Source organism: Sphingobacterium sp. ML3W (assembly GCF_029542085.1).
In the GTDB taxonomy this organism is placed as follows: Bacteria; Bacteroidota; Bacteroidia; order Sphingobacteriales; family Sphingobacteriaceae; genus Sphingobacterium.
In genome coordinates this window covers 1833222-1859206 of record NZ_CP107036.1, presented here as the reverse complement: position 1 = coordinate 1859206, position 25985 = coordinate 1833222, and the positions used below count along the sequence as shown (strand labels likewise).

Annotated in this window: 19 protein-coding genes; 11 read left to right on the top strand and 8 right to left on the bottom strand. The window is 41.6% G+C overall.

Annotated elements, in window-relative coordinates:
- Positions 1 to 1080, top strand: a complete 1080-nt coding sequence (locus OGI71_RS07940; RefSeq protein WP_282254860.1) for a phytase — start codon at positions 1 to 3, stop codon at positions 1078 to 1080.
- 252 nt (positions 1081 to 1332) lie between these two features.
- On the opposite strand, the gene OGI71_RS07935 is transcribed toward OGI71_RS07940, so the two are convergent.
- On the bottom strand, positions 1333 to 3405 hold the full coding sequence (locus tag OGI71_RS07935; RefSeq protein WP_282254858.1) for an ATP-binding protein: 2073 nt from the start codon (positions 3403 to 3405) through the stop codon (positions 1333 to 1335).
- A gap of 279 nt (positions 3406 to 3684) precedes the next feature.
- Here OGI71_RS07935 and OGI71_RS07930 point away from each other — a divergent pair, with 279 nt between their 5' ends.
- Positions 3685 to 4347, top strand: a complete 663-nt coding sequence (locus OGI71_RS07930) for a response regulator transcription factor (RefSeq protein ID WP_282254857.1) — start codon at positions 3685 to 3687, stop codon at positions 4345 to 4347.
- A 33-nt stretch (positions 4348 to 4380) separates the two neighbouring features.
- On the opposite strand, the gene lgt is transcribed toward OGI71_RS07930, so the two are convergent.
- Entirely contained in the window at positions 4381 to 5208 is an 828-nt protein-coding gene (gene lgt / locus OGI71_RS07925) for a prolipoprotein diacylglyceryl transferase (protein ID WP_282254856.1), read from the bottom strand.
- Between the two features lie 525 nt (positions 5209 to 5733).
- Between lgt and OGI71_RS07920 the strand changes: the two genes are divergently transcribed.
- The 6 genes from OGI71_RS07920 to OGI71_RS07895 all read left to right on the top strand — a co-directional run bounded on the left by OGI71_RS07920 (position 5734) and on the right by OGI71_RS07895 (position 14964).
- Positions 5734 to 7662 (top strand): histidine kinase, encoded by a 1929-nt coding sequence (locus OGI71_RS07920; protein ID WP_282254855.1) that lies wholly within the window; start codon positions 5734 to 5736, stop codon positions 7660 to 7662.
- 12 nt (positions 7663 to 7674) lie between these two features.
- A complete protein-coding gene (locus tag OGI71_RS07915; RefSeq protein ID WP_223580074.1) occupies positions 7675 to 8409 on the top strand; it encodes a LytTR family DNA-binding domain-containing protein in 735 nt (244 codons plus the stop codon).
- A gap of 141 nt (positions 8410 to 8550) precedes the next feature.
- Complete coding sequence (locus OGI71_RS07910; protein ID WP_282254854.1) at positions 8551 to 9297, top strand: Error-prone repair protein ImuA; 747 nt, start codon at positions 8551 to 8553, stop codon at positions 9295 to 9297.
- Positions 9294 to 10796 (top strand): DNA polymerase Y family protein, encoded by a 1503-nt coding sequence (locus OGI71_RS07905; protein ID WP_282254853.1) that lies wholly within the window; start codon positions 9294 to 9296, stop codon positions 10794 to 10796. Before OGI71_RS07910 ends, OGI71_RS07905 begins: the two co-directional genes overlap by 4 nt.
- A complete protein-coding gene (locus OGI71_RS07900; RefSeq protein WP_335995643.1) occupies positions 10796 to 13939 on the top strand; it encodes an error-prone DNA polymerase in 3144 nt (1047 codons plus the stop codon). The genes OGI71_RS07905 and OGI71_RS07900 overlap by 1 nt, the downstream gene beginning before the upstream one ends.
- 80 nt (positions 13940 to 14019) lie before the next feature.
- Entirely contained in the window at positions 14020 to 14964 is a 945-nt protein-coding gene (locus tag OGI71_RS07895) for a hypothetical protein (protein ID WP_282254852.1), read from the top strand.
- Here OGI71_RS07895 and OGI71_RS07890 read toward each other — a convergent pair.
- Complete coding sequence (locus tag OGI71_RS07890) at positions 14961 to 16415, bottom strand: MFS transporter (protein ID WP_282254851.1); 1455 nt, start codon at positions 16413 to 16415, stop codon at positions 14961 to 14963. The two genes, OGI71_RS07895 and OGI71_RS07890, sit on opposite strands and share 4 nt — an antisense overlap.
- Before the next feature lie 118 nt (positions 16416 to 16533).
- Here OGI71_RS07890 and OGI71_RS07885 point away from each other — a divergent pair, with 118 nt between their 5' ends.
- Positions 16534 to 16872, top strand: a complete 339-nt coding sequence (locus OGI71_RS07885) for a helix-turn-helix domain-containing protein (protein ID WP_282254850.1) — start codon at positions 16534 to 16536, stop codon at positions 16870 to 16872.
- 30 nt (positions 16873 to 16902) lie between these two features.
- On the opposite strand, the gene OGI71_RS07880 is transcribed toward OGI71_RS07885, so the two are convergent.
- On the bottom strand, positions 16903 to 17823 hold the full coding sequence (locus tag OGI71_RS07880) for a DMT family transporter (RefSeq protein ID WP_282254849.1): 921 nt from the start codon (positions 17821 to 17823) through the stop codon (positions 16903 to 16905).
- A 30-nt stretch (positions 17824 to 17853) separates the two neighbouring features.
- Positions 17854 to 18846 carry a 2-hydroxyacid dehydrogenase gene (locus OGI71_RS07875; protein ID WP_282254848.1) on the bottom strand — a complete coding sequence of 331 codons (993 nt, stop codon included), beginning with the start codon at positions 18844 to 18846 and terminating at the stop codon, positions 17854 to 17856.
- A gap of 168 nt (positions 18847 to 19014) precedes the next feature.
- Between OGI71_RS07875 and OGI71_RS07870 the strand changes: the two genes are divergently transcribed.
- Both OGI71_RS07870 and OGI71_RS07865 read left to right on the top strand, forming a co-directional pair.
- Positions 19015 to 20082 (top strand): nitronate monooxygenase, encoded by a 1068-nt coding sequence (locus OGI71_RS07870; RefSeq protein WP_282254847.1) that lies wholly within the window; start codon positions 19015 to 19017, stop codon positions 20080 to 20082.
- A 156-nt stretch (positions 20083 to 20238) separates the two neighbouring features.
- Complete coding sequence (locus OGI71_RS07865; protein WP_223580086.1) at positions 20239 to 20955, top strand: MIP family channel protein; 717 nt, start codon at positions 20239 to 20241, stop codon at positions 20953 to 20955.
- Between the two features lie 104 nt (positions 20956 to 21059).
- Here OGI71_RS07865 and OGI71_RS07860 read toward each other — a convergent pair whose 3' ends face one another.
- From OGI71_RS07860 to OGI71_RS07850, 3 genes are all read right to left on the bottom strand, one after another.
- On the bottom strand, positions 21060 to 22085 hold the full coding sequence (locus OGI71_RS07860) for an aminotransferase class I/II-fold pyridoxal phosphate-dependent enzyme (protein ID WP_282254845.1): 1026 nt from the start codon (positions 22083 to 22085) through the stop codon (positions 21060 to 21062).
- 289 nt (positions 22086 to 22374) lie between these two features.
- The gene (locus OGI71_RS07855; protein ID WP_282254844.1) at positions 22375 to 24426 is read right to left on the bottom strand and encodes a glycoside hydrolase family 16 protein; all 2052 of its coding nucleotides are present in this window, start codon (positions 24424 to 24426) and stop codon (positions 22375 to 22377) included.
- A complete protein-coding gene (locus tag OGI71_RS07850; RefSeq protein ID WP_282254843.1) occupies positions 24427 to 25977 on the bottom strand; it encodes a RagB/SusD family nutrient uptake outer membrane protein in 1551 nt (516 codons plus the stop codon).
- Positions 25978 to 25985: the final 8 nt, after the last annotated feature.

Sequence of the window (25985 nt, the reverse complement as noted above, 5' to 3'; positions counted from 1 at the left end):
ATGAAAACAACTTTAAAAACAATACTGTTTTTTGGCTTGACAGCATCGACATTACTGCAAGTCTCCTGTAATAACCCAAAAACGAATACGCCCGCAACGGATTCCATTAAACCTGTTTTTGTTACTGATGCAGTACGTTATGATTCCGATGATCCTGCGATCTGGGTCAATAAAACCGATCCCAGCAAAAGTCTGGTCATCGCAACGGACAAAGATGCGGATGGCGCTTTATTTGTGTACGATTTACAAGGTAAAATTGTCAAAGATAAGGTAGTCTCAAATTTGAAACGCCCAAATAATGTGGATATCGCCTATGGTTTGATCATCGGAGGGAAATCTGTCGATATCGCTGTGACAACAGAACGTATGACACATAAACTACGCGTATTCTCACTGCCAGATATGAAACCAATCGATCAGGGTGGATTGGATATGTTTGTAGGGGAGACCGAACCTGATTTCAGGGATCTGATGGGAATAGCACTTTATACCTCACCGAAAGGGGAAATCTATGCCATTGTGGGAAGAAAAAATGGTCCCAAAGAGGGTTACTTGGGCCAATATCTCTTGACGGATAATGGTGCCGGTGCTGTGAAGGCCACCTTAGTCCGTAAGTTTGGTTCATTCAGTGGAAAGAAAGAAATTGAAGCTATCGCTATAGACAATGAACTGGGCTATATCTACTACTCGGATGAACAAGTGGGGGTGAAGCAGTATTATGCAGATCCTGCGAAGGGAAATCAACAGTTGGCTTTGTTTGCGACCGAAGGTTTCAAAGAAGACCATGAAGGTATTTCGATTTATAAATTGACGGATAGTACGGGCTATATTTTGGTGTCCGATCAGGGAGCTAACCGCTTTCAGGTTTTTAGCCGTGAGGGTACAAAGGCAAACCCATTTGAACATACTCATTTGAAAACGGTGCCTGTTATGGCTATGCAAAGTGATGGTTCGGATGTCGTTTCTTCCCGTCTAAACGATACATTTCAGCATGGTTTATTTGTTGCCATGAGTGATGATAAGACTTTTCACTATTACCGTTGGGAAGATATCGCGGGGCAGGAGCTAAAAAAGAAATAGTCTTTAGAGAAGACTGATAAAGTATGAAGCAACAGCTGTACAATTGACGTACAGTTGTTGCTCTTTTCGGTAATAATGTATTACTACTGTTGTTTTTTTTAAGATCCACGATCCCCGCACAGTGCAAGCAGAAGCGTAGCCTTTATCAATCCTGCTCGTACATTTTATACGCTACAGCTGATTCCTGCTGGTGATAGCGAATCAAGCTCTCAGAAAGAAATATGGTCTTCCTCGGTGCAAGCAAAGCATTAATCAATCCTGTTTAGAGGCTTTATGCGCTGTAGTTACAGGTAATTCCTGACAATGGATAGGGACCTTAAACCAGAATGTCGAACCTTCACCGAGTGTGCTGTCCACACCAATTTCTCCCTGATGTTTTTGGATAATTTCACGACAGATAAACAATCCGATGCCGAATCCAGAGGCGTAACTGTCTGTTGAATCATTCACCCGATAGAATTTATTAAAAATCTGCTTTTGGTGCTTGTCACTGATGCCTCTTCCTTGGTCGCTGACTTTTACACTGAAATAATCATCATCCACCAGGACATCCATGATAATGGTTGAATTGGTCGGAGCGTATTTAATGGCGTTATCGATGAAATTAATGATCACCTGTTCGATCTTATCACGATCAGCAACAATTTCCTGTCTGGAATGGGTTGCTCCGGTATAGTGAATAAGATGCTTGATGGGTTTTAGTGAATAGATGTTACGGATGTAATCTATCAGTGTGCAGATGCGAAATGTATTTTTGTGAAGCAATAATTTTCCCTCATTGAGCTGAGATACATTCAGGAAACCCTCGATTAATCCACGCATGCGTGTAGCCTGCTCATTTGACTGATGGAGATATTGTAGCCGTTTTTCCGAACTGAGTGTCTGCTCCCTTGCAAGTAACAGTTGTATATAGGCAATCAGCGAAGTCAAAGGAGTCTTCAATTCATGGCTTGCGATACTGATAAAGTCCAGTTTTTTTCTTTCCTCTTCTTTGTCGTTAGTGGTATCGAATATCGCACCGTATATGATTTGTCGGTTTGAATCAGCCGATAATTGCCCTCCACCAACAGATCGAAGCCATTTTATTTTGCCTGTTTTTTTATCTTCTATTTCACATTGACAGTCAAAGGGGGACTGCTTGGATACAACTTCCTGAAAGACACGACGTACGTTGTCTCGGTATTGCGGTAGGATCTGGGTGAAGAAATCCACTTCCTGTATTTCCCGATGGTGATCAAAGCCAAAAAGCTCGCGACATTGATCATTGAGTTCCATTTTCCTTGATTCCAGATCAATGGAAAAGATGCCAATTCCTGCAGCCTCCACGATCATTCTAAACTCTTGATCTTTCTTTGCGACTAGATTGTTGATCGCCTCCAGTTGTTCACGCTCTGCATGCTGTTGTGTAATATCCAGGGTGGTGCCAGCAAACCATTCCGGCTGTTGGTCCTGATCAAAATACATTTTTCCCTTGCAATGTAGCCAGCGTAATTTTTGATCCTCGGCACCAATGGTACGAAACTGTACATCATAAACACCCTTATTTTGATAACTCAATGATTTTTTAACTTCCCGATCTATTCTGTTTCTATCTTCGGGGTGTATATAGCGTAAAACCTCGCTATAAGGAACAGTCTCACCCTTGGCAAAGCCAAAGAGCTCACGTGTACGTTCATCCCAGTGTACAATGTAGCTCTTGCAGTTTAGATTCCAGGTTCCCATTTCGGCAGATTGTAGCGCAAAATGATAATGTTCTTCGCTTTCGATAATTTTTTTTAGTGCAACTTTTAGCTTTTGGTTTAAATTTTTGGATTCCCTGCCCGGTAATGGATATTTATTTAAACTGGTGACTGCATGAATGTTGCCTTCCAGACTGTATTTTGGAGTCAGTAGATCTTCAAGAAGTTTTTGCTCAATGCTATTCTTTTCATCCGACTGCTGTACGATCGAAATATGGTCGGGAATAATGTTTATTTCCTGGTAGATGCCATACACTTCTCCTGTTGCATTGAAAAGGGGCTGGTATTTCATGCTGCAGTTATAGCTATCGGATTGCCCTTCCAAATCAATCCTGATTGATATATTTTCCTCTAGTAGGCTTTTCTGGCTAAACCATACCTGTTTTAATTTGGAGACAGTAGCTAGGAGATCATCCTGTTGAATACGATCTTCCAGACGCTGTCCAAGGACAGTTTCATCACAATTCCATAGCTGGAGCATTCTTGCGCTGGCATAGGATATATGCAGCTCAGGGCTATCATAAATCGCGCAGGCCACCGATGCGGTTCTGAGTATGGTTAAAATATCTTTGTCGGAACGGATCATAAAGTTTCAAAAAAATAAAATGCTATTTAGTTTAAAACAAATATTGTTCCCTTTCCAGATCCTACTTATGCTTTCCTTAAAATTTAAACCGAACAGAGGCTTCTTGCTGAGAATTTTGTATCTTTATCAGTATGTACCGGTTTGGAAAGAAGGCAGGTGGGTAGCTGGAGGTACAAGAGGTTTCCTGATCTTTCCAAGGTAAAAAAATGCAACTAAACTCCATAGTAGCATACTATTCGGATGAAGAAGAAAGATAATTTTTATTAAATATTGCAAAAGATGAGTAAGGTTAAGATACTGTTGGTTGAAGATCATATGGTCGTACGTAATGGTATTAAATTGTTATTGGAGTCTCAGGAGGATTTTGTTGTCATTGGAGAGGCTTCGGATGGCAATGAGGCGCTACAACTCCTGAGCAACGAATTATTGCCCGATATTATCTTAACGGATATCAGTATGGATCATATGGATGGTATGGAGCTATTGCGTGTGATCAAAGCGAAGTATCCGTCCATTAAGGTTGTTATCCTCTCGATGTTGAATCAGATTCATTATGTTGTTGAAGGATTTGAGCATGGCCTTTCGGGCTATCTGCTTAAAAATGTGGATTATAACGAACTTCTTTTTGGACTCAACCATGTGGCTAATGGTGGTAAATATATAAGTGAAGAAATCAGTATGGCGCTGCTTGATCAGGTGATTTCTGGTGAAAATTACACGGATTTACCAAACCGTTCGCTACCAGACTTTGATATCAGTGAACGCGAACTGGAAGTACTGAAGTTGATCGCGGACGGTTTTACGAATATGGAGATTGCCGACAAAATCTTTTTGAGCAAACGCACAATAGAGGGCCATCGACAAAGTTTGATCGAAAAAATGAATGTGAAAAATACGGCAGAACTTGTTAAAGTTGCCTTTCAGTCTGGTATTCTCAAATAGTGCATTAAAATAATACAATCGATTCCTGCTTGACTAACTTTTGGTTTGCAACAGCTGTTGTGTTTTTCTCCTACTGTTGATGAAAAGTAAGACAGATCCGATAAGTATAAATGGGATACTCAGTAGCTGTCCCATATTAATGAACAATGAATTCTCAAAGTCTTTCTGATTGAGTTTTAGAAACTCATCTAAAAATCGAAAAGAGAACAACAGGATCAACAATAAAGCAAAGCAATTTCCAATGTTGTTTTTTAGGATTGGTTTTGTCCAGAGATAACGCAGTAACAGGAATAGTATGATACAAAACAACGCTTCATATAACTGAGCCGGATGTCGTGGTATTTGATCAATAGAAGTAAAGACAAAAGCCCAGGGCATGTTTGTTGGTGTACCGATCATCTCCGAATTCATTAGATTACCCAGGCGGATACACGCTCCTGCAATAGGGACCACCAATGCGATTCGATCTGCGACCCAAAGGAAGGGAAGTTTCTGCTTCTTCGCGAACAAGAAAATAGCGACCAAAATACCAATGCCACCACCATGACTAGCAAGACCTCCTTCCCATATAGCGAAGATCTTTAGCGGATTGTTGAAATAATACGAGGGATCATAAAATAAGACATGCCCCAAACGTGCGCCTATAATTGTGCCCAGGACAACATAGATACTAAGCTGATCTAAAAATTCGACAGCTCGGCCTTCCTTTTTAAACATTGTCCATAACAGTCTGTAGCATAGGGTAATTCCAAATAGCCAAAATATGCCGTACCAACGGACAGGGTGATTGATGATCGGTATGGTAAAGATGTCGCTATTGACATCCCAGGTGATGAAATTCAATATTAAGCTACTCGTCATTATGCCTTAAAATATTTAGTGTATGGTATTAGTATAAGATGATGGTTTTTTGTTACATTAAGTCATTAAAATAAGTTCAAAGTTGCGTTATTGGTTCGGAAACTAGGTCATTCAATACAAATATTGATGCTACCCGTACGATTGTTAAAATGCCTAATTTATCTTTTTTCGATCCTGTATATTTGTTTGTTAATAAGACCGCATGACGAGGTTTTTTATAAACAACCTGATTAAAGATGGTAGACCTACCTGTTTAGGATGAACCGTAAGAAGTATGTTTCTATGTATCTTTAATCCATTAAGAGTCATACTTAAATATCAGGAAAGTTAAATATTTTTGAACTCAGGTATATTGTTTTGTTGGGAATATTCCGATATTCGATTACTTATTAATGCAACCCTGTTGAGCGCTATACCTTAACGTTTAAAATATCGCACTCATCATAGCGGCATTGTTATTTTAAATCACTGAAGGACATAAGTATACCTTTGGAGAAGAACAAAAGTGAATTAATAGATATTCTGATGAAATTATATAGAACTGGAGCGTTTTACTGTCTTATCGTGATTTTACTGCTGATCCAGTTATTTTCTTGTCATCAGAATAAGCCCCAAGATGCGCAGAAGGTTACGGTCGTAGCCAACGACTCTCTTGACTTGAGCTATGAGAATGTGATGTTGAGCTATCTTTCGACACAGGATTTCAGGAGTGCAGCCCTTGTAAACAAGAAAAGAAATGAACTGCTTAAAGATGGCTATTTTGAGCATTCTTCTTACAGTTCGATTCTGTTGGCCTACGAATATTTATTGGATGACAATATTGATTCCGTCGAAATCGCTTTAAAAAATCTGGAAGGACAAAAATTATCTTCGGATTTGGCTGTTTTAAAGGATTATTTGGAAATCCGTGCTAATTTTAGTTTTCATGATGTAACCAGCGGAACGATGATGGAGCAGATTATTGATTCCAAAGAGTACGCTTTAGCACATGAAAGTGTGTTTACCTTTCTGTTCTATAATCTATTGGCTAATGCGGAATACCGACAGGCAAAATATCGAGAGGCTTTGAAAGATGTCGAGTCCTGGTATCATTATCATCCTAATAAATCCAACGCACATGTCTCTCAGGCCTATCAGGAAATGAAGTTTATGCAATATATTGCTTTGCATGATTATGAGAAACTAAAAGGTACCTTGGACAGTTGTAAACACTATGCAAATGCAACCAAGGACTCGGCCATCATCATGCGGATGTATGACTTACAGTCGCAATATTATTTTAGTATTAATAATAATCCCAAAGCAATAGAAGCGTCCAAGAAGTATTTCAATTATCTAGAAGCATCCAATACCCTCAATGCATATATTTTTGCAAATCTTGGTAAGAATTTCCTGAACAATAATCAAGTGGATTCGGCCATATTTTATTTTAATGCCGGTCTCCGATTTATTAAAAAACATAAGATTAAGCATAATAAAATGTTTTATTATAAAAATCTGCAATTAGCCTATGCGTCAAAAGGAGATTATGAACGAGCCTATTTTGCTTTGGATTCAACTTTTCAAGATTATCAACTGAGTACACAGCGGATCGAAGCTGAGAAAATCAACGATATCAATACAAAATACCAAACGGAGAAAAAGGATCAGGCGATTACGCTGTTAAGAACAACAAACACATTTAATCATAAGATACTGGTACAACAACGTTGGATATTTGTTATTCTATTTGCGCTGGTATTCAGTATCGCATTTTTTATCTATTTCAGAAACAAACAGAAATTACTGCAAAATATCAATCAACGTATTCTTGCGGAGAATAGGCAGCTTATTTTAGAACAAAAAACAAGGCAAAACCAATTAAATCCACATTTTATATACAATGCCATCGCCAACCTACAGGGATTGATCAGTAGCGAACAAAAGGCAAAGGCTAATCAATATCTGCTCTTATTATCACGTCAGATCCGTGATATTCTCGAATTGAATAGGGAAGAATATATTTCATTGGATCAGGAAATTAAATCATTAAATAATTATATACTTTTACAGCAGATGCGTTATCAGGATGTGTTTGGCTTTCAGATTGAGACCGAGGATCTGGATCTGGATGATGTTATGATTCCACCGATGATTATACAGCCATTTGTGGAAAACGCCATTGAGCATGCGTTTAAGAATTTACCTTATATGGGACAACTGGAGATTTCTTTCCGTACACATGAAAATCAACTGCATGTCAGCATCTGTGACAATGGATGGGGGATGCAGGTATCTAAGGAACAGGTTCCCCATAAGACGTCCTTATCGCAGATCATTACAAAAGAACGTCTGGAGCTTTTGTTTGTGGATGCTGAACCGGAAGCACGGATTGAAATAACACCAAACTATAGAGATGATCTGCGTGGTTATAAAGTCGAAATTTATATTCCGCTTGTTTTATATTTTAACTAAAAAATCAATATTATGAAAGTTTATATTCTTGAAGATGAGTATAATATATACTTGTATATAAAGTCACTTTTGGATAGCATCCCTTATGTTCAAATCGTTGGTTACAGCCCTTCCATTGCACAGGCTGAGCGGGAACTACTGGCAACCAACCCCGATTTAATTTTGGCTGACATTCAGCTGAAAGATGGTTCGAGCTTATCTTTTCTCTCTGAACTTAAATTGGATATCAATACGATTTTTATTACAGCATTCAATCAATATGCCATTGAAGCTCTTAATATCGGTGCCATTGCTTATCTGTTGAAACCGTTGGTGCCCGATCAATTTATAGAGGCGATTGAAAAATGCTATAAAAAGAATACCGAATATCGATTCAATAGCATGCAGTTAAATATGGCAGAGAGCTATCTGAAGGCGCCTAATAAACCCAAAAAAATTGCCTTGCGCACTTTTGAATATACACAGATTGTGAATATTGACGATGTGCTTTATTGCCATGGCGACAAGGGATATACCACATTTTATATCAAGGACAACAAGCCTATGATGGTTTCTAAAGTATTGAAACACTTCGAAACCATGTTGCCCGAAACAGAGTTTATCCGATGTCATCAATCTTATCTGATCAACGCAAACTATATTAAAAAATATTTTAAGGATGGTCAGTTGGAGATGGCAGATGGCAAAATGATTCCTGTAGCGACGAGAAAGAAGGATGTTATTCAGCAATTTCTGAATGATTTCTAATGGAAATGTAAGTTCTTTTGGAATCGAAAAGAAGGCTTATCCTTATTTATAAATTCTGAAAAGCTAAAAAACATAGCAAATTCGTTTTAATACTAAAATTATTAGTATTAAATTTGCTTAAACTTTAAGACGGAGGTGGCTATGTTATTAACAGAAAAAAAAGCTTTAATCGGCCAATTGAAAAAGGACCTGCTGGTATGGCAGGGAGTACCACAAAAATCGGCCGATGTACTTCCGATGGGCCTTGGTCCATTGGAGGAGGCTTTCCCCAATGGAATTTTCCCAAGAGGAGTGATTCACGAATTTGTTAGTTTTGATCGGGTAGGGGGAGCTGTTTCTTGTGGTTTTATCAGTGGATTGTTGGGCAAGCTGATGTGTAATGGTGGGATTTGCATTTGGATAAGTTGCTTTCATACACTATTTCCCACGGCCCTGAAATCGTTTGGTGTTGTTCCTGAAAATGTCATTTTCGTTCGTATGGGACGGGAAAAGGATGTTTTATGGGCGATGGAAGAGGCCCTAAAATGTGAAGGGATAACGGCTGTACTGGCGGAGATACATCATTTGGACTTTGTACAGTCGCGACGCTTGCAGTTGGCCGTGGAGAAAAGTGCAGTGACGGGATTTATCCTACAGCACAACCCAAAGTTACTGGGAGCAACTGCCTGTGCAGCACGATGGAAAATTAGCTCGCTGCCGAGTCAATTGGAAGGTGGATTGCCGGGAATTGGCTACCCAAGTTGGGATATAGCTTTGTTGAAAGTCCGGAACGGAAATCCGGGGCGATGGCAGATGACATGGACTGCCGGCGACTTTGTGCCTGTTGCTAAAACAAGGCAAGAGATTGAAGGTTGGGCACCATCTTATCATAACCAGGGATTGGCATGAAAAAGCGATTTGCCTCCTTGTGGTTTCGCCATCTAAAAACAGACTGGATGGCTGTTGGGCATCCCCAGCTCAGGGGAATACCTTTTGTATTGGCGATTTCTACCCATGGAAAGCTGATCGTCAGTGCCAGTAATCCTCTGGCTGAAGAGGAAGGTATATATCCAGGTTTGGCCATTGCCGATGCAAAGGCATTTTTCCCCTCCTTAAAAGTGATCAATGAACGTCCGGGATTAAAGGAAAAATTGCTCCATAGCATTGCACATTGGTGTATCAGGTATACACCTGTCGTAGCGATAGACCTGCCTGAAGGAATTATTTTGGATATCAGTGGTTGTTCCCACCTCTGGGGTGGAGAAGAATCTTATGTACAGCATATCGTTTCCAGGTTTAAGCAACATGGCTATGATGTGCAGATGTGTATTGCAGATACCGTCGGTGCTGCTTGGGCAATAGCCCGTTTCGGAAAGGAAAGCAGTATTTTAAAGGCAGATATGCACTTTGATGCCTTATTGACTTTGCCAGCCCAGGCACTTCGACTGGAAGCCGCTGTATTAGCACGATTGCAAAGCCTTGGCTTGAAAACAATTGGAAGTTTTTCGGCCATGCCACGTACAGCATTGCGCCGACGTTTCGGAAATCATTTGCTTCTCCGCTTGGATCAGGCTATTGGGCATGAAGATGAATTTATCATTTCCATAAAGCCAATCTTTCCCTATGAAGAACGTTTGCCCAGTCTGGAACCGATCCGTACAGCCGAAGGTATTGAGCTCGCCCTCCAGCAGCTTTTACATGCAATCTGTAAACGCCTGATCGGGGAAGGCAAAGGTGTACGGGAGGCTGTATTACAATGTCACCGTATTGACGGAAAAATCGAACAGATCAACATCGGAACCAATCGGGCGACAGCGCATGAACATCACTTGTTTCAGTTATTTGCCTTGAAAATCGCACAGATAGAACCTGCATTGGGTATTGAACTGTTTATCTTGGAGGTACCCAAGGTTGAAGAGGCCGATCCTGTGCAGGAGAATTTATGGGGCAATTGCATTGGACTTGATAATCCCATGGTGACCGAATTATTGGATCGTCTAAAAAGCAGAGATCCCAGCTGTGATATTTCCCGTTATTTGCCAGCAGCACATTATTGGCCTGAGCGCTCCATGAAAACTGCCAATTCAGTCCAGGAAGTAGCCACTGTTGACTGGCAAACTGAAAGACCCCGGCCCACGCGTTTGTTAAGCATACCAGAACCTATTTTGGTTACAGCACCTATTCCCGATTATCCACCATTGTTATTTCGCTATAAAGGGGAAGTCTATACCGTTAAAAAGGCGGATGGGCCGGAGCGCATTGAACGGGAATGGTGGATAGATAAAGGTGAACATCGCGATTATTATGCCGTTGAGGATGAGAAAGGCCAGCGATTTTGGCTTTATCGTTCAGGGCATTACGACGACAGTTTGCCCAATCAATGGTTTTTACATGGTTTTTTTGCATAATGATGGGTTATTGTGAATTACAGGTAACGAGCAATTTTAGTTTTCTGGAAGGAGCTTCCCATCCGGAAGAACTGATGGAACGTGCAGCACAATTGGGGTACCGCAAAATTGCGGTTACTGACCGGAATAGTTTTGCTGGTATTGTTCGCGCCCATAGTGCCGCGAAGAAGCACGGTATTACACTTATTCCAGCTTGTCGGCTGGACTTACAGGATGGTCCAAGTTTATTGGCGTATCCAACCGATAAAGAAGCTTATGGCCGGTTATCATCCTTATTGACCATAGGTAATCTGCGCGCTGAAAAAGGAAAATGTCATCTCTATCGATCGGATGTTTACCAGTATAGGGAAGGAATTCGATTTATTATCTGTCCACTCACTCGGTTAACGGCCAAATTTGAACTGGAAGCCGGTTTTCTCACTTCTGTAACGGAATATAAGCAGCAACTAGGCGTGGCCCTGTATTTGGGAGTCAAGCGGCTATACCGTGGTGATGATGCAAAGCTCTTGTTCCGTATGCAACAATTGGGCGAAAACCTTGCAATTCCCCTTGTTGCTTTGGGGGATGTCTATTATCATGTACCCGAAAGGCGGGAACTACAGGATGTTTTAACCTGCATCCGGGAGAAATGCACCATTCAGAATGCAGGATTTAAATTGTATCCCAATGCCGAACGGTATCTGAAACCTATAGCAGAGATGGAGCGCCTGTTTAGACCTTATCCTGAAGCCGTCTCACGGACAATGGAAATAGCAGCAGCATGCAGCTTCTCCTTAGATGATTTAAAATATGTTTATCCAGATGAACTGTCTTCTAATGGGCGTACCGCGCAGGAAGAATTGGTCTATTTGACATGGAAAGGAGCGAAAGATAGGTTTGGTGATCAGATCCCTGATGCTATCCGGGATACCATCCAGATGGAACTTGATTTTATCGAGCGTAAGGGCTATGCTTCTTATTTTCTGACCGTCTATGATTATGTGCGTTTTGCAAAAGAAAGGGGTATTTTATGTCAAGGACGTGGTTCGGCTGCCAATTCTACCATTTGTTACTGTCTGGGCATTACCTCAGTCAATCCTGCTGAATTCAGGTTGCTCTTTGCACGGTTTATGTCGGATGCGCGGGATGAACCACCTGATATCGATGTCGATTTTGAACATGAACGCCGCGAAGAGGTGATTCAGTACATCTATGAGAAATATGGTCGCAACCGCGCGGCTATTGTGGCGACGGTGACGCAGGTACGTGCTAAAGGGGCTGTACGTGATGTAGGGAAAGCAATGGGACTATCCATGGATACTGTCGGCCGTCTGGCCGGCGTGGTCAGCAGTCATTGGGACGATTATATTGATCTGGAGCGCTTGAAGGAACAAGGCTTTAATTCCGACGATCCGCATTTGCGTAAGGTACTCGAATTGACGCATCAGTATATTGGGTTTCCAAGGCAGCTGGGGCAACATACCGGTGGTTTTGTTATTACACAGGGTAATCTGCACGAGCTCTGTCCCTTGGTAAATGCCCGCATGGATAACCGAACCAACCTGGAGTGGAACAAAGATGATCTGGAGGCACTGGGTTTCCTCAAAGTAGATGTACTGGCATTGGGGATGCTGACCTGTATCCGGAAGGCTTTTGATCTTGCCAAAAGTCATTATGGGCTGGATCTGACGTTGGCCAAGATTGGTGAAGTTGAAGATCCAAAGGTATATGATATGATCTGTCATGCCGATACCCTGGGGGTATTTCAGATTGAGAGCCGGGCGCAGATGTCCATGTTGCCACGACTAAAGCCCAGGGAATTTTATGATCTGGTTATCGAGGTAGCTATTGTACGTCCGGGGCCGATACAGGGGGATATGGTGCATCCGTACCTGCGACGGCGAAATAAAGAAGAGGCTGTGGACTATCCTAAAGAAGAAATTAGGGCGATTTTGGAAAAAACACTGGGTGTTCCGCTGTTTCAGGAGCAGGCCATGGAGATTGCGATCGTTGCGGCCGGATTCACACCTGCCGAGGCAGATGAACTGCGCCGTAGTATGGCGACCTTTAAAGCAAAAGGGCAGGTGTCGGTGTTTAAGCAAAAGATGATAGACGGTATGGTGAAGAAAGATTATACCGTAGAGTTTGCTGAACGGGTTTTTCGGCAGCTGGAAGGATTCGGGAGTTACGGCTTTCCGGAAAGCCATGCGGCTTCTTTTGCGCTTTTGGTTTATGTTTCATCATGGATCAAATGCCATTATCCCGATATTTTTGCAGCATCCTTGCTCAATAGTCAGCCTATGGGATTCTATCAGCCTGCGCAGATCGTTATTGATGCGGAGCGACATGGGGTGAAAATTCTACCCATCGATATCAACCATTCCTTTTGGGATAATACCCTGGAAGGTAAAATGGGGCACCCGCATGCGCTGCGCTTGGGCTTACGTCAGATCAAGGGATTTTCGGAAGAAGAAGCACTATTGCTGACCTCGGCGCGCCAACATGGATATTCGGCGATCACAACGATGATGGAAGTTGGGCTGTCCCTGTCTGGACTGGAAAGGTTGGCTGAGGCGGATGCTTTCCGTTCACTGGGCATCGATCGCCGGAGGGCATTGTGGGAAATCACTGCTTTAGGAGATCGTCCCATTGGATTATTTGAAGGGAAACCTTCACCACAAAGCATAGAAGGGCAGATTGAGCTACCTTTGTTGCGCCCCAGCCAACATGTCGTAGCGGATTATGCAAGAACCGGGTTGTCCATCAAAGCGCATCCCGTAAGTTTCCTACGTGACAAATTGGATCTTCTGCATATTGTACCAACTGAAAAATTAAACCTGATCAAAAATAATATGCCCGTAAAGGTATGTGGATTGATTACAGTGCGGCAGCGGCCTGGAACATCCAAAGGCGTGCTATTTGTGACCATTGAAGATGATACTGGATTTGCAAACGTGGTTATCTGGAGTAAAGTATTCGAAAAATACCGAAAGGAGATCCTTCGAGCTAAATTGTTTATGGTTGCAGGAAAAGTACAGGTAGAGGGAGAGGTGATCCATATCATTGCTGAACGCTGTTTTGATATGTCGGGTTTATTAAAAAATCTGGCAGAAGAGGATGAGCAGGTGAATGATGTTTTTTATAAAGGAAGAAATTTTCATTGATCTTCCATTTATTAATCTCATTTTTGAATATCGTAAAGAACATAGCATAACAGGAATCAACTGAAAGAAGATACAACCAGATGAACAAAACTATTCTCGTCAACAAGATCGAAATTGATAAAGAAATAATTATAGATTTAATTAAACAAGGCAATTACGATGGCGCAATTAAACTAATCGCCAATCGCGCAAATGTAAAATTGAAAACGGCCCGCGATATTGTCCAAATGTTTGAGGAAGGTGATATTGATCTTTTCGATGGTAAAGACCTATTTTTAGTTGATTACGACGAAGTGTTTAATAGCCAAGCTATAAACAGAGGAGAACCTGAGCCATCTTCTTTTTTGGAAATAGAAAAAAGCAACCGCTCAGGGAGTAAAAAAGGCTTAATAATAGGCTTATCTGTACTTGTGATAGGTTTTGTTTTTTTACGTTATGTTGTTGGTTTTAACCATATCGGACATCATTTGTCTGAACTAGCTCAGGTATTTGGGAAAAATGATGGGGGCGCGGCTGCATTGGATGCTGATACAGCAGCGCGGGGATCTTCCTTAGAACCCGGTATCACCCGTGTAGCTGATGTGGAGGACTTTCGTCCTGTAGATACCAATCTTCTTGCTCCTGAATTCAAATCGGCTGAGATGGCAAAGATTAAAAATGCTCAATTTGATAAACTTACTCCTGCAAAGAAGTCTCCTACGGATGAAGATGCACAATTGGCATTAATCTACCTCACGAACAAGCGATTGACAGATGTTATTATTCAACAGAAGTTAAACATCAAAATTGGCCAATGTTATGAAAATCCCAAGAAAGAGGGAAACCAATACTGTGTAAGCTGCATGATATTACTCTATAACCGCGAGAAGAAAGATTGGCAGGAAGCACCCGATGGAGAGAATTTCCTGGACAACGCCTATGATTTCTATCTTCCTGAAGGTGGAGATACATGGGAAGCAAAGTCCCTCAGTATGCATATACCTTATGACTACCCATTATTCAAAAAATACGAAGGGAAAGATTAATTTAATACCTCACAATCATGATTCTGCTGGGCGGTGATACCATTGCCTTTCTTTTTCCCAATTGTTGGGAGGTAGGAAATACAACAGGCAACCAAGATGAGTAATAGCATTGATACTGTAGTCGCATAACCATAAGCAGCAGTAATATTATTCAGAAGGAAGAAGGTGTTTCCCTTTTCATGTAGGAAAAGTCCGACAACAAAAGCAATACCGAGGCAGATAGACAGCTGTTGTATCGTGAGGTAGATGGCGGATCCTACACCAATGAATTCCTTGTTGACATCTTTTAATGCGAGTGTCATCAAGGAGGGGAGTACACTACCACATCCAAGCCCATAAATGAAAAAGAGCAGATGAAGCTGATCAGTCGCGATAGTCTCTTTGTTGAGAACGAGCAGATGAAAGAACAGACCTATAACCATTGTGCCCAATCCGGCCAGTATCACTGCTTTCCCATAACGTTGAATCAACTTGTTGACCATAAGGCTTGCAACGACATACCCAATACCCTGGTAAACGAAAGCGACACCAGTCATGGTAGCTGTGTAGCTCTTGTGATTCTGTAGATAATTGGAATTAATAATAAAATAGGCATCCTGAACCATGTAATAGGCTAGTGCAGCTACCAACCCAAGGTTGAAGACCTTGCTGTGGAAGAGTGAGAAGTTAAAAAGCGCCTGTTGTCCGGTTTGGTATAGCCTCCTCTGCTTTTTCAGGAACAGCAATGTTAAGATAAGCGCGGTCCCCAACAGTAGGATACACCAGATCGGCCAATGCAGTTCAGGTCCCATGATCAAGGGGTATATCATGCCTATCATGAGTATAAATAAAGTCAGCATCGGTATAAATGAGATTGTGGATTTGGGGTTTGCCTGATCACTGGGGACATAACGATAGGCGGCAATGCAGGCAAGGATACCAATGGGAATATTAATTAAGAAAATAAGACGCCAGCTTTCCGGTATCCAGGATTGATCCGGAAGTAGGCCACCGAGCAGCTGACCAATGACAGAGGCAATACCTGCAATACTGCCATATATTCCCAATGCCATTGATCGTTTTGTCGCATCTTCAAAAAGTAAGGTAATTAATGCGATGCCCTGTGGCACCATCATACCTGAACTAATTCCCTGGAGCAGCCTGCCGAGTAATAAGAAATAGATATTGGTTGACAGTCCACATAAGATCGATGCAAAAGTAAAACCGGCCATACCCAGTAGGTATAATTTCTTTTTGCCAAAATAATCTCCGGCATTGCCTGTATTGATCAGCAGGCTAGCATACCCAATGATATATAGGATAATGATCCATTGTGTCGCACTATTACTCAGATTCAAGGCATGCTGTATGGTCGGTAAAGAAACATTGATAATGAATAGATCTATGACAAACAAAAAGATGCCAATGGATAGGATAGAAATATGAAGCAAATCTTTAATTTGGAAGTGCATATAGAAAGTTTTTGATAATTTTATAGTCAAAAGTAGTTTGGAAATTTTTTATGATCAAGTAGTTATAAATTATGTACTTGGTATGGTTTTATGAACTAATGGTCATTATGAGGTGATTATGAACGAAAAAAAAAGTGAGTTTTTTGGAAGTTGTTGCGATGTCAATGGTATTTTCAAGATTATAGGCGGAAAATGGAAGGTTTTACTGATCAAAGCCATCGCAAGAGAATGTCCTAAGCGGTTTGGTGAGCTGCGTAGGGAAATGGATGATATGGCACAGACAACATTGACGGTACAATTACGTGAACTGGAGCGCGATGGTATCCTGTGCCGACAGATTTATGCGGAATCACCACCACGGGTAGAATATAAACTCAGCGATTTAGGAAAAACATTATTACCGATTATTGAGCAGCTCGATGAATGGTGGTTAAGCTATAAAAGTGAGCGTGTATAGGAGGATTTGGAAATGCATCCTGGTAGTTGCCTACACAGTATGCATTTCTTCTTTTTTCGATGTTCCCAATAAAACAATAGTCAGGATAATACATGCAGTACCCATCCAGTCGGTATAGGCAAAAGGTGTGTTAAGCCATAATACCGCCAGTAATGCCGCTGATAAAGGTTCTGCGGAAGCGAGAAGGCTGGTTTTTTGACCGCCAATTAATTTCACTGCTGTGAGGTAGGCGTAAAAAGGGATGAGGGTTCCAAAAATAACGATAAACGAAGTATAGGTATAGGTCTGCATATCCCAAACACCTGCAACATCCCAGGGAGCTCTGACAAAACAAAATGCAATTCCACCGATGAGCATACCCCAGCCAATGACAACTGTTGATTTATACTTATTGAGGAGATGAACAGGTTGTAAGGTATAAAAGGCCAGTGTTACTGCTGAAACTAATCCAAAGAACAGTGCAATTCCAGAGATCGACAATGTTCCTATTTTACCATGGGTGACCAGCAAAAACGTACCTAATACGGCCAGTAAAATTGCCAGGCATGTTTTGCCATTGGGAAATTTCCGCTCTTTTAACGCAATATAGATCGCGATCATAACCGGACCAGTGTATTGCATCACCGTTGCTGTAGCAGCATTGGAATAGTTAATCGCAGCAAAATAGGAATATTGAACAGCAAGTACACCGACAATACTAAATAAGAGCAGGTCAATGGCATCTTTGCGGTTGCTCCAGATAGACCATAAGTCCCGGCGGTTATTTGCTCCTGCTAAAATTAGGAGGACAGCACCTGTTACCAACATTCTAATGGTAATCAGCCATTCGACATTTACGCCTCGTTGTTGAAAAAGAAATTGACCAAAAGTTCCGGAAACGCCCCAAAGTATGGCTGCGCTAACAGCCAATAAAAAGCCTTTCAAAACTTTATTGTTCTCTGTATTATTCATGTTAAAAATTAATGATCTTTGGATGTACTGCTATAAGATCACCTCATTGTCGGTCGTGCCCGTGGTCAATATTTCAGCAATACTTTTTAATGTGCGTTGAGAAATTTGGGTTAGTGCTTCCGTTGTGAAAAAGGCCTGATGTGCTGTAACTAAGACATTTGGAAAACTCATCAACAACTGAATGGTGTCATCTTCTATAATAACGGTGGAGAGATCTTTAAAAAATAGTTTCTCTTCCTGTTCATAAACATCAATTCCTAACAATCCTATTTTTCGCTCTTTCAATGCGCTAATGGCATCATTGGTATGAATAAGATTACCGCGACTCGTATTGATAATGGTAACCCCATCCTTCATTTTTGCTAGCGATTCTTTATTGATGAGGTAATGGTTGTCTGGTGTAAGGGGGCAATGCAAGGAGATGATATCGGAGTCCCTAAATAATTGATCAAGAGTTGTATACTGAACACCGGCTGCGATCAGATCCTGATCAGGATACAGATCATACGCGATGACCTCCGCTCCAAATCCGAGGGCAATTCGGATAAACGCTTTACCGATTTTCCCTGTTCCGATAACACCAATCTTCTTTTGATGGATATTGAAGCCCAATAAGCCGTTTAAGGCAAAGTTTTGCTCACGGACGCGATTATAGGCTTTATGTGTTTTTCGGTTGAGTGTCAGTAGCATAGCCATCGTGTGTTCAGCAACAGCTTCAGGAGAATATGCGGGTACACGACAGACTTGGATACCAAATTCTTTCGCCGCATCCAAATCTACATTATTGAAACCTGCACATCGCAAGGCGATTAATTTTACGCCTTTTTGAGCAAGGATTTCTATCACCTTGCGGTCCAACTTGTCATTGACAAAAACACAAACAACCTCTTCATTGTCAATTGCATTGACAATATGAGGTCCGAGATGGGTTTCATAAAAATTGAATTGAAAACCGTAGGTTTCGTTTTCCCGTTCAAAAAATATTTTATCGTATGGTTTGGTTGAAAAGAAAGCTATTTTCATAAAATTGTATTTCCTAAGTAAATATACAGTATTAATTTTTTATCCCGTTTAAAGTTTGTCGAATAAATGCGGTGGATGCTTGCAAAATGCCCAATAAAAGCGGTAAATTAGTTTAAAATCACAATCAAGTTACCCGATTTAACTTTTGGTGATAAAAACCACTTTATCATGAACTGGTCAACTCAAATTACACAGCTATTAGGCACAAAATATCCGATCGTACAGGCGCCTATGTTTGGTGTTACAACCCCCGAAATGGTCGCAGCAGCTTCGGGAATTGGCGCTTTAGGTACATTGGCCCTTGGAGATTTGTCCTACGAAAAATGCATGGATGCCATTGCTGCAACGAAAAAACTAACTACACAGCCTTTTGCAGTCAATATTTTTGTCAATAGCATGCCTGAGGTCTCAGAAAGTCTGAGATCCCACTATGACGAGGTGAGTTCCTTTGTAGCAGCATTAGCTCATCAGCATGGACTAGTGGTTGTGCTGCCAAAGTTTGAGGAAATTCATTTGACGGATTATCGAGAACAAGTAGCTGCCATTATAGCAAGCCAGTGCAAAATCGTCAGTTTTATTTTTGGCAATCTAGACGATGAGAGCATAGGTCTTTTAAAGGGAAATAAGATTGTCCTGATCGGTACCTGCACATCCGTTGAGGAGGCCCTGATATTGGAAAAGTCAGGTGTTGATATTATTTGTGTACAGGGGCTAGAGGCTGGTGGCCATCGCGGAAGCTTCAATGATATTGCTATTCCACAGATTGGCGGACTGGCATTGTTGTCGCAAGTACATGATCACGTGAATAAACCCTTGATCTATGCAGGCGGGATATACAATGCCAATACCTTACTTGCGGCGAGACAACTGGGAGCTGCTGGCTTTCAGGTCGGGAGTTTATTGCTTAAATCCAGGGAAAGTGCGCTGTTGGGTTTTGAAAAACAGCGTCTAAGTAAGGTGAAGGAATCAGATATTGTATTGACCAGGAGTTTTTCGGGACGATTTACTCGGGCGATTAAGAACACTTTTATTGAGACCTTGGACGGGAGCGATTATATTTTACCTTATCCCTATCAAAATAAATTGACGAATACGTTGAGACAGGCTGCTAAAGCCAATAAAAATATAGATTTTGTTGGTATTTGGCTAGGGCAATCTATTCATTTCTATCGGGATGATTCGACGGGGGATATACTCAAGGCACTGATCCAGGAAGTTGAAGCGCTGGTAGGTTGAAATGAAATAGCGAGGCAATATCGAATATAACTAGAAATATAGGATTGCTTTGATTTACGGAGGATGTAGATATTGTTCTACAATAATTTATTCGTTATTCTTGTTTTATATAAAAAATGATTAAATTAGAGTTAACTAAGTTATAAACAGATTCATATGGAAATTAAAACATCTTCAAAGTTTGTTGCCGAACTAATTGGAACATTTGGTTTGGTACTGTTTGGTTGTGGTGCGGCCGCTATTGCTGGAGCCAATACCATGGGGGGACTTTCAGGGCTAGGCCTCTTGGGTATTGCTGTAGCGTTTGGTCTTTCGGTAGTGGTTTTTGCCTACGCCATTGGAGGGATTTCGGGCTGTCATATTAACCCAGCGGTGACAGTAGGCGTGCTACTGGCCGGAAAAATGTCCGCTAAGGACGCGATTGTCTATATCATTGCGCAGTTTATCGGTGCACTTTTGGGTGCCTTTGTATTGCAACAGATTTTGAGCGGACAATTAGCCGGCTTTTCGGCAGGAGAGTGGGCTTACGGGTCCAATGGATGGGGGAAAGGTTATCAAAATGAATATGGTCAAACTTCAGCCTTCCTAATCGAAGCAGTTTTAACTTTTCTCTTTCTTTTCGTCATATTGGCTACAACCTCAAAGGTAGGTAATGGTACTATGGCAGGCTTAGCAATCGGATTTACATTGCTTTTGATCCACTTGGTGGCGATCCCAGTGACGGGTACTTCGGTTAATCCTGCACGTTCATTCGGACCTGCGATCCTTGCTGGAGGCAATGCATTATCGCAATTGTGGTTATTTATCGTCGCGCCATTAGTTGGTGCAGCTGCCGCAGCTGGTGTATGGAGAGCACTGGAACCTAAAGATTAATTTTTTGTTATAAAACTGAAGCGCGCAAGGATTCTATTATTTCCTTGCGCGCTTTTTTTGCTTATATAGAGTAGTTATCGCTCAGCAAATAATCGTCTTTTCCTTTAGGCTTCCTGCAAATCCCGAATAAAAGCTTCAACTTTTTCCTCATCAGTCGCCCAAGAGGTGATGAGTCGAATCGCGGTATGCTCAGCATCGATATTTTTCCAGTTATAGAATTGGTAATGCTGGCTCAATCGTTCAATGACCTTCTTTGGAAGAATAGGGAATAACTGATTTGTGGTGGATTCTGTTAGAAAAGTATAGCCCTTTTCACGAACTGCTGACGCAATACGCATGGCTAGGGCATTTGCCTGCCGAGCCAGATCGAAATAGAGCTCATCTTTAAATAGTTCTAGAAACTGAATTGAAAGAACACGCCCTTTGGCCAACATAGCACCTTTTTGTTTGATTGCATATTCAAAATCTATAGCCAATTCAGGTTTATTAAAGATAATGGCTTCTCCCAAAAGCGCTCCATTTTTGGTGCCACCGATATAAAAGACATCGGTATATTCGCTGATGGCAGCGAGTGTCAAATCACTATTTTCAGCGGTAAGTGCATGTCCCAACCTGGCACCATCGAGATACAGTAGCAAATGATGGGATTGACAGAATTGAAAGAGTGCCCTGAGTTCATCACGCGTGTAAATTGTGCCAATTTCTGTTGAATTGGAGATATAGACTATACGTGGTTTTACGACATGGGGAGCCAACGCATAGGCCTCCAGAACGTTGGCAATATCTTCAGACCTTAATTTCCCATCTGCTGTTTCGGTTGTGATAACTTTGTGCCCGGTGGCTTCGATTGCACCTGTTTCATTTGCTGCAATATGTCCCGTTTTTGCACTTATAACAGCCTCATGGACACGCAACAAGAACGATATGACCAATAAATTTGTTTGCGTTCCTCCAGATACGAAATAGATACCTGCATCTGGGTTGTTTAATTTTTCTTTTAAAATTGCTTTTGCCTGTTGTGCATATTCATCCTCTCCATATCCGGATTGCTGCACAAGATTGGTCTCAATAAGTTTATCTAAAATACGGGGGTGGGCCCCTTCCGAATAGTCGCTTTTAAAGTTGTACATAGTAAGTGTTTTAGCTCGGGTGTCTTTCTAATTAACCAATGGCTGTTGCAGTTTTTCCAATCTTTCATACCAAAACGATGAACAGAGAAAACTCAATTGCCGCTTGCATTTTCAAAAGTATAAATACGTTCTTACTTTTTCCTGCTTTTGAGCAAAAAAACATGTTCGGGATCATTGATTACTTCGTTTTTCGTTAAATCTGCAATGAAGCAATCCTAAAAAGTAAAACCGCTTGTCAAGCGATTATGACAAGCGGTTTTGTTTTAAAACGGGAATATCGAATGAACTTTTAATTTAGTAAATCATAGACACGTACATAGTCAACTTCAAATGTCACAGGGAATATGCTGTCATCGACGCCTTCCTTGCCTCCCCAGTTGCCACCCACTGCCAAATTGATGAGCCAATGGAAGTTTTGGTCAAAGGGCCATTCTTTAAAACTCTTGTGCTCATTGTCAACATGAAAGATTTCATGGTCATCCACAAAACCTTTGATGTAGGAGGGGGTCCAGTCAACCCGATAGTTGTGAAACTCATCGGAAACTCCTGTAACCTGTCTTTTACTTGTTTTTTGTGTATTTATACCATGATTGTAAGCTTTGGTATGCGTCGAAATATGAACGACATCTTGATCGTAGCCAACATGTTCGAGAATATCTATTTCACCTGAGTTGGGCCATCCTCCATATTTCCAATCGGTCGGAAGCATCCAGATAGCAGGCCAGGTGCCACGACCCTTAGGTAGTTTGGCTCGGGCCTCAAATCGGCCGTACGTGAAATCCCCTTTGTTTTTGCTGACCAATCGAGCTGAGGTATAGGATTTGCCGTCTTTACTTTCTCGCTTTGCCGTAATCTTCAGTAGGCCATCTTGCACCCTGGAATTTGCTAATGAAGCGTCCATATAGTATTGCAGTTCGTTGTTTCCCCAGCCATCATACAAAGATCCAGTATCATAGGACCATTTGCTGTTATCTGGTAACCCTGTATAATTGAATTCATCTGACCAGTTTGGTGTTGAAGAAAACTGATAAGTGACCGCATTGGATTTATGGGTATTCTTTGTCACATAGAATGGGATATTTGCTGTGGCTACATTGTTGTTACCATCACCCGAGTAGACAAATAGACGGTAGGCGCCCTCCTGTTCGGGGGCAGTTAGAAATCCTTTTTTATCCGAACTGTTTTTAATATAACCTGATAGGGCTTTAGGCCTTTCTTCACGGTCACCACCTTCTTTGAGGTCTGTACTCTCGTGCAGGAGCTCCCAGCGGGTCTGCAATTGATCGCCATCGGGATCCCGAACAAATACTTCAATCGGATATTTCTTACCTGATTCAAGATAGATAAAATCTTTTGCCTGCCTGTTGTCCAACAAAAAGGATTCCAGCTGCGGTGCCCGATTGTTAGGCCATTTGCCCGACCACAGATAGTGCATTACATCAACGACTTCATTTTCTTCGCCGGATTCAGTAAACAAACCATACCAGGTAGGGGTACGTTCTTGCTTCTGTCCCCATAGAAAGACATAGGAACCTAGACAGTTTTTGTCCTGACCGATGGATGCTTCGTATCTGCTTTTGTAAACAGTAGCTTTCTCGTGGCTAGTTTCTTCAATAGATGCGCCCCAAGGTGTTTGTAGGCCTTCCCAGTGCCCTGTAGGGCCCCATTCTGTTACGATGTAGGGTTTATCCCAACCTACTTTTTTTAATTCTTGCGGGACAGCTGCCAGACCCCCATATACCTGAATGGCAATCAGATCCAGTGCTGGACATTTTGCTTTGATATAATCAATCTCCTTTTGATTTATACCCGCAAGCATGGTTGTTACCAAGTGATTGGGATCTAATTCATAGATCATTTTTGCAATATCATTGACGGCATCCCAGACTTTGGGATTGCTGTAATGAAGGTTGAGCTCATTACCGATGCCCCAGGCCAATAAGGCTGGATGATCTTTGTATTTCAGGATAACTGTGCGAAGGTATTCTTTCTGTTTGGCAACTGCCGTTTGATCGTTATAATCGAAGCCATGTCGTTCTGTTTTCACATCCAGCCCTAAGGTGACCGTAAGCTCCAACTGCTGTGCTTTATTTAGGATTTCATCTGCGCCTTGTGGACTCCAAGTACGTATGGAGTTGCCTCCATACGCTTTTAATTGTTCCATATTGCTTGTTCCGCCCGCCCCCTTAATAAAATAAGGTTGTCCACCACGCATCAATGTAAATCCATTTTCGACTTTTGCGATTGTTGTTTTTATGACTTTCCCTTTTTGTCCCCATACAATAGGAACGAAGAGAAGGTTTAGCAATAATAATGTTATTAATCTTCCTGCTGTCTTCATTTATCTAAAGTTAGGATTTGCATCTATTTGGGTCTGAGGTATAGGGAGAAACTCGCTTACACCGGGAATGAATTTTGAACCAAAGACATCTTTTGCATGCCCCGTACGAACCAAGTCATTGAAACGTTCGCCCCACCATTCACAGGCAAATTCAGCCCGACGTTCGTCAAGGATCTGATTTAAGGTGACATTGGCAATTGGTGTTAGTTTTGCGCGTTCGCGAATCAGGCGAAAAGGTTCGTCCCCATTTTGTCCCTTTCTGACCTTTGCTTCCGCATTTAATAAAAGTACATCTGCATAACGTAATATACGAACATTATTATTCGCACCATATTCCATTCGACCTGCTGTCATCTGGGATTTCGGAAGATAGGCCTTGCCGTTGAAATATTTGACACCAAAAGGATTACCATAGACCACGTCTCCACTTGGTGTTGTCGCGGTTGTAGCCGGATTGCCATTGATTCCACAATATTGGATCGTCGTTTTTAAACGTTCGGTTTCACCTCTATTGGTAAGGAAATCAACAATATTTTGTGAAGGCGGAACCCATCCGGCACCGGAAATAGGACTCCCTTTCTGATCACCTGAAGGACCTTGCCATTTGAAGAAAGTCCCCCAGTCGACACCTGGTCGAACGATATCACCTGTGCCTAATCCAAAATCGGAATATTGTAGTTCAAAGATTGACTCATTAGCCAGCTTGCCAGGAATTTTAAAAAGCTCATAATAGTTAGGATATAAAGAAAACCGACCACTGGCTATAATTTTGTTGGTGGCATCAAGCACTTCATTCCAATGCGTGCTTCCATTGTCATTTCCAGCCAGATCTGCTGCTGCTTTTGCTTTTAACAGCAGGGCGGTGTATTTTGTCACAGCACCAATGTGTTTAGACTGGTTTGGACGTGCATCTTCAAGATCCTCCGAACAGGCATTCATTTCATCAATAATAAATTGTCGGACTTCCGCTGCGGTGCTTTTATTGATCGTAGCTAATCGGCCGATATTATCGCTATCAATTAGAATAGGTACATCGCCAAACAATCGTGAGGCCATGAGATGGGCATATGCTCTGAGAAAGCGAACTTCCGCTTTGTATTGTTTATTCAGCTTTAAATCTGCTGTATTGGAGGCTGGAATTTTAGCCGCAAAATTATCCAGTTCGATCAGTGCGTTGTTTGCTGCAATGACAAGGCTGTAATAGCTAATCCAAGACTGATTTAGGCCCCAATAGGATTGAATTGTAACATCATTCTGAAAATTTTTGATACCCATTAACTCGGGATTATCATTTGGGTTTGGTGCAGCTTGCTGATAGTCATCATCGCGCATACAGCGAATGGAGAGGTCAATCCAATGCACCAGATTATCATCCGAAGCCGAACGGTATACACCAGAAACCGGACCATACATCAAAGCGGTATTGCTATAATCTATTTCTTCGGAGCGCTGCTGGTTTTCTAAGGGTTTGTCCAAAAACTTACTACAGCTGGTTATGGTAAAAGAGAGGCCTAAGCAGCTTGCAATCAGAATATATTTTAAAGTTTTCATACAGTTTA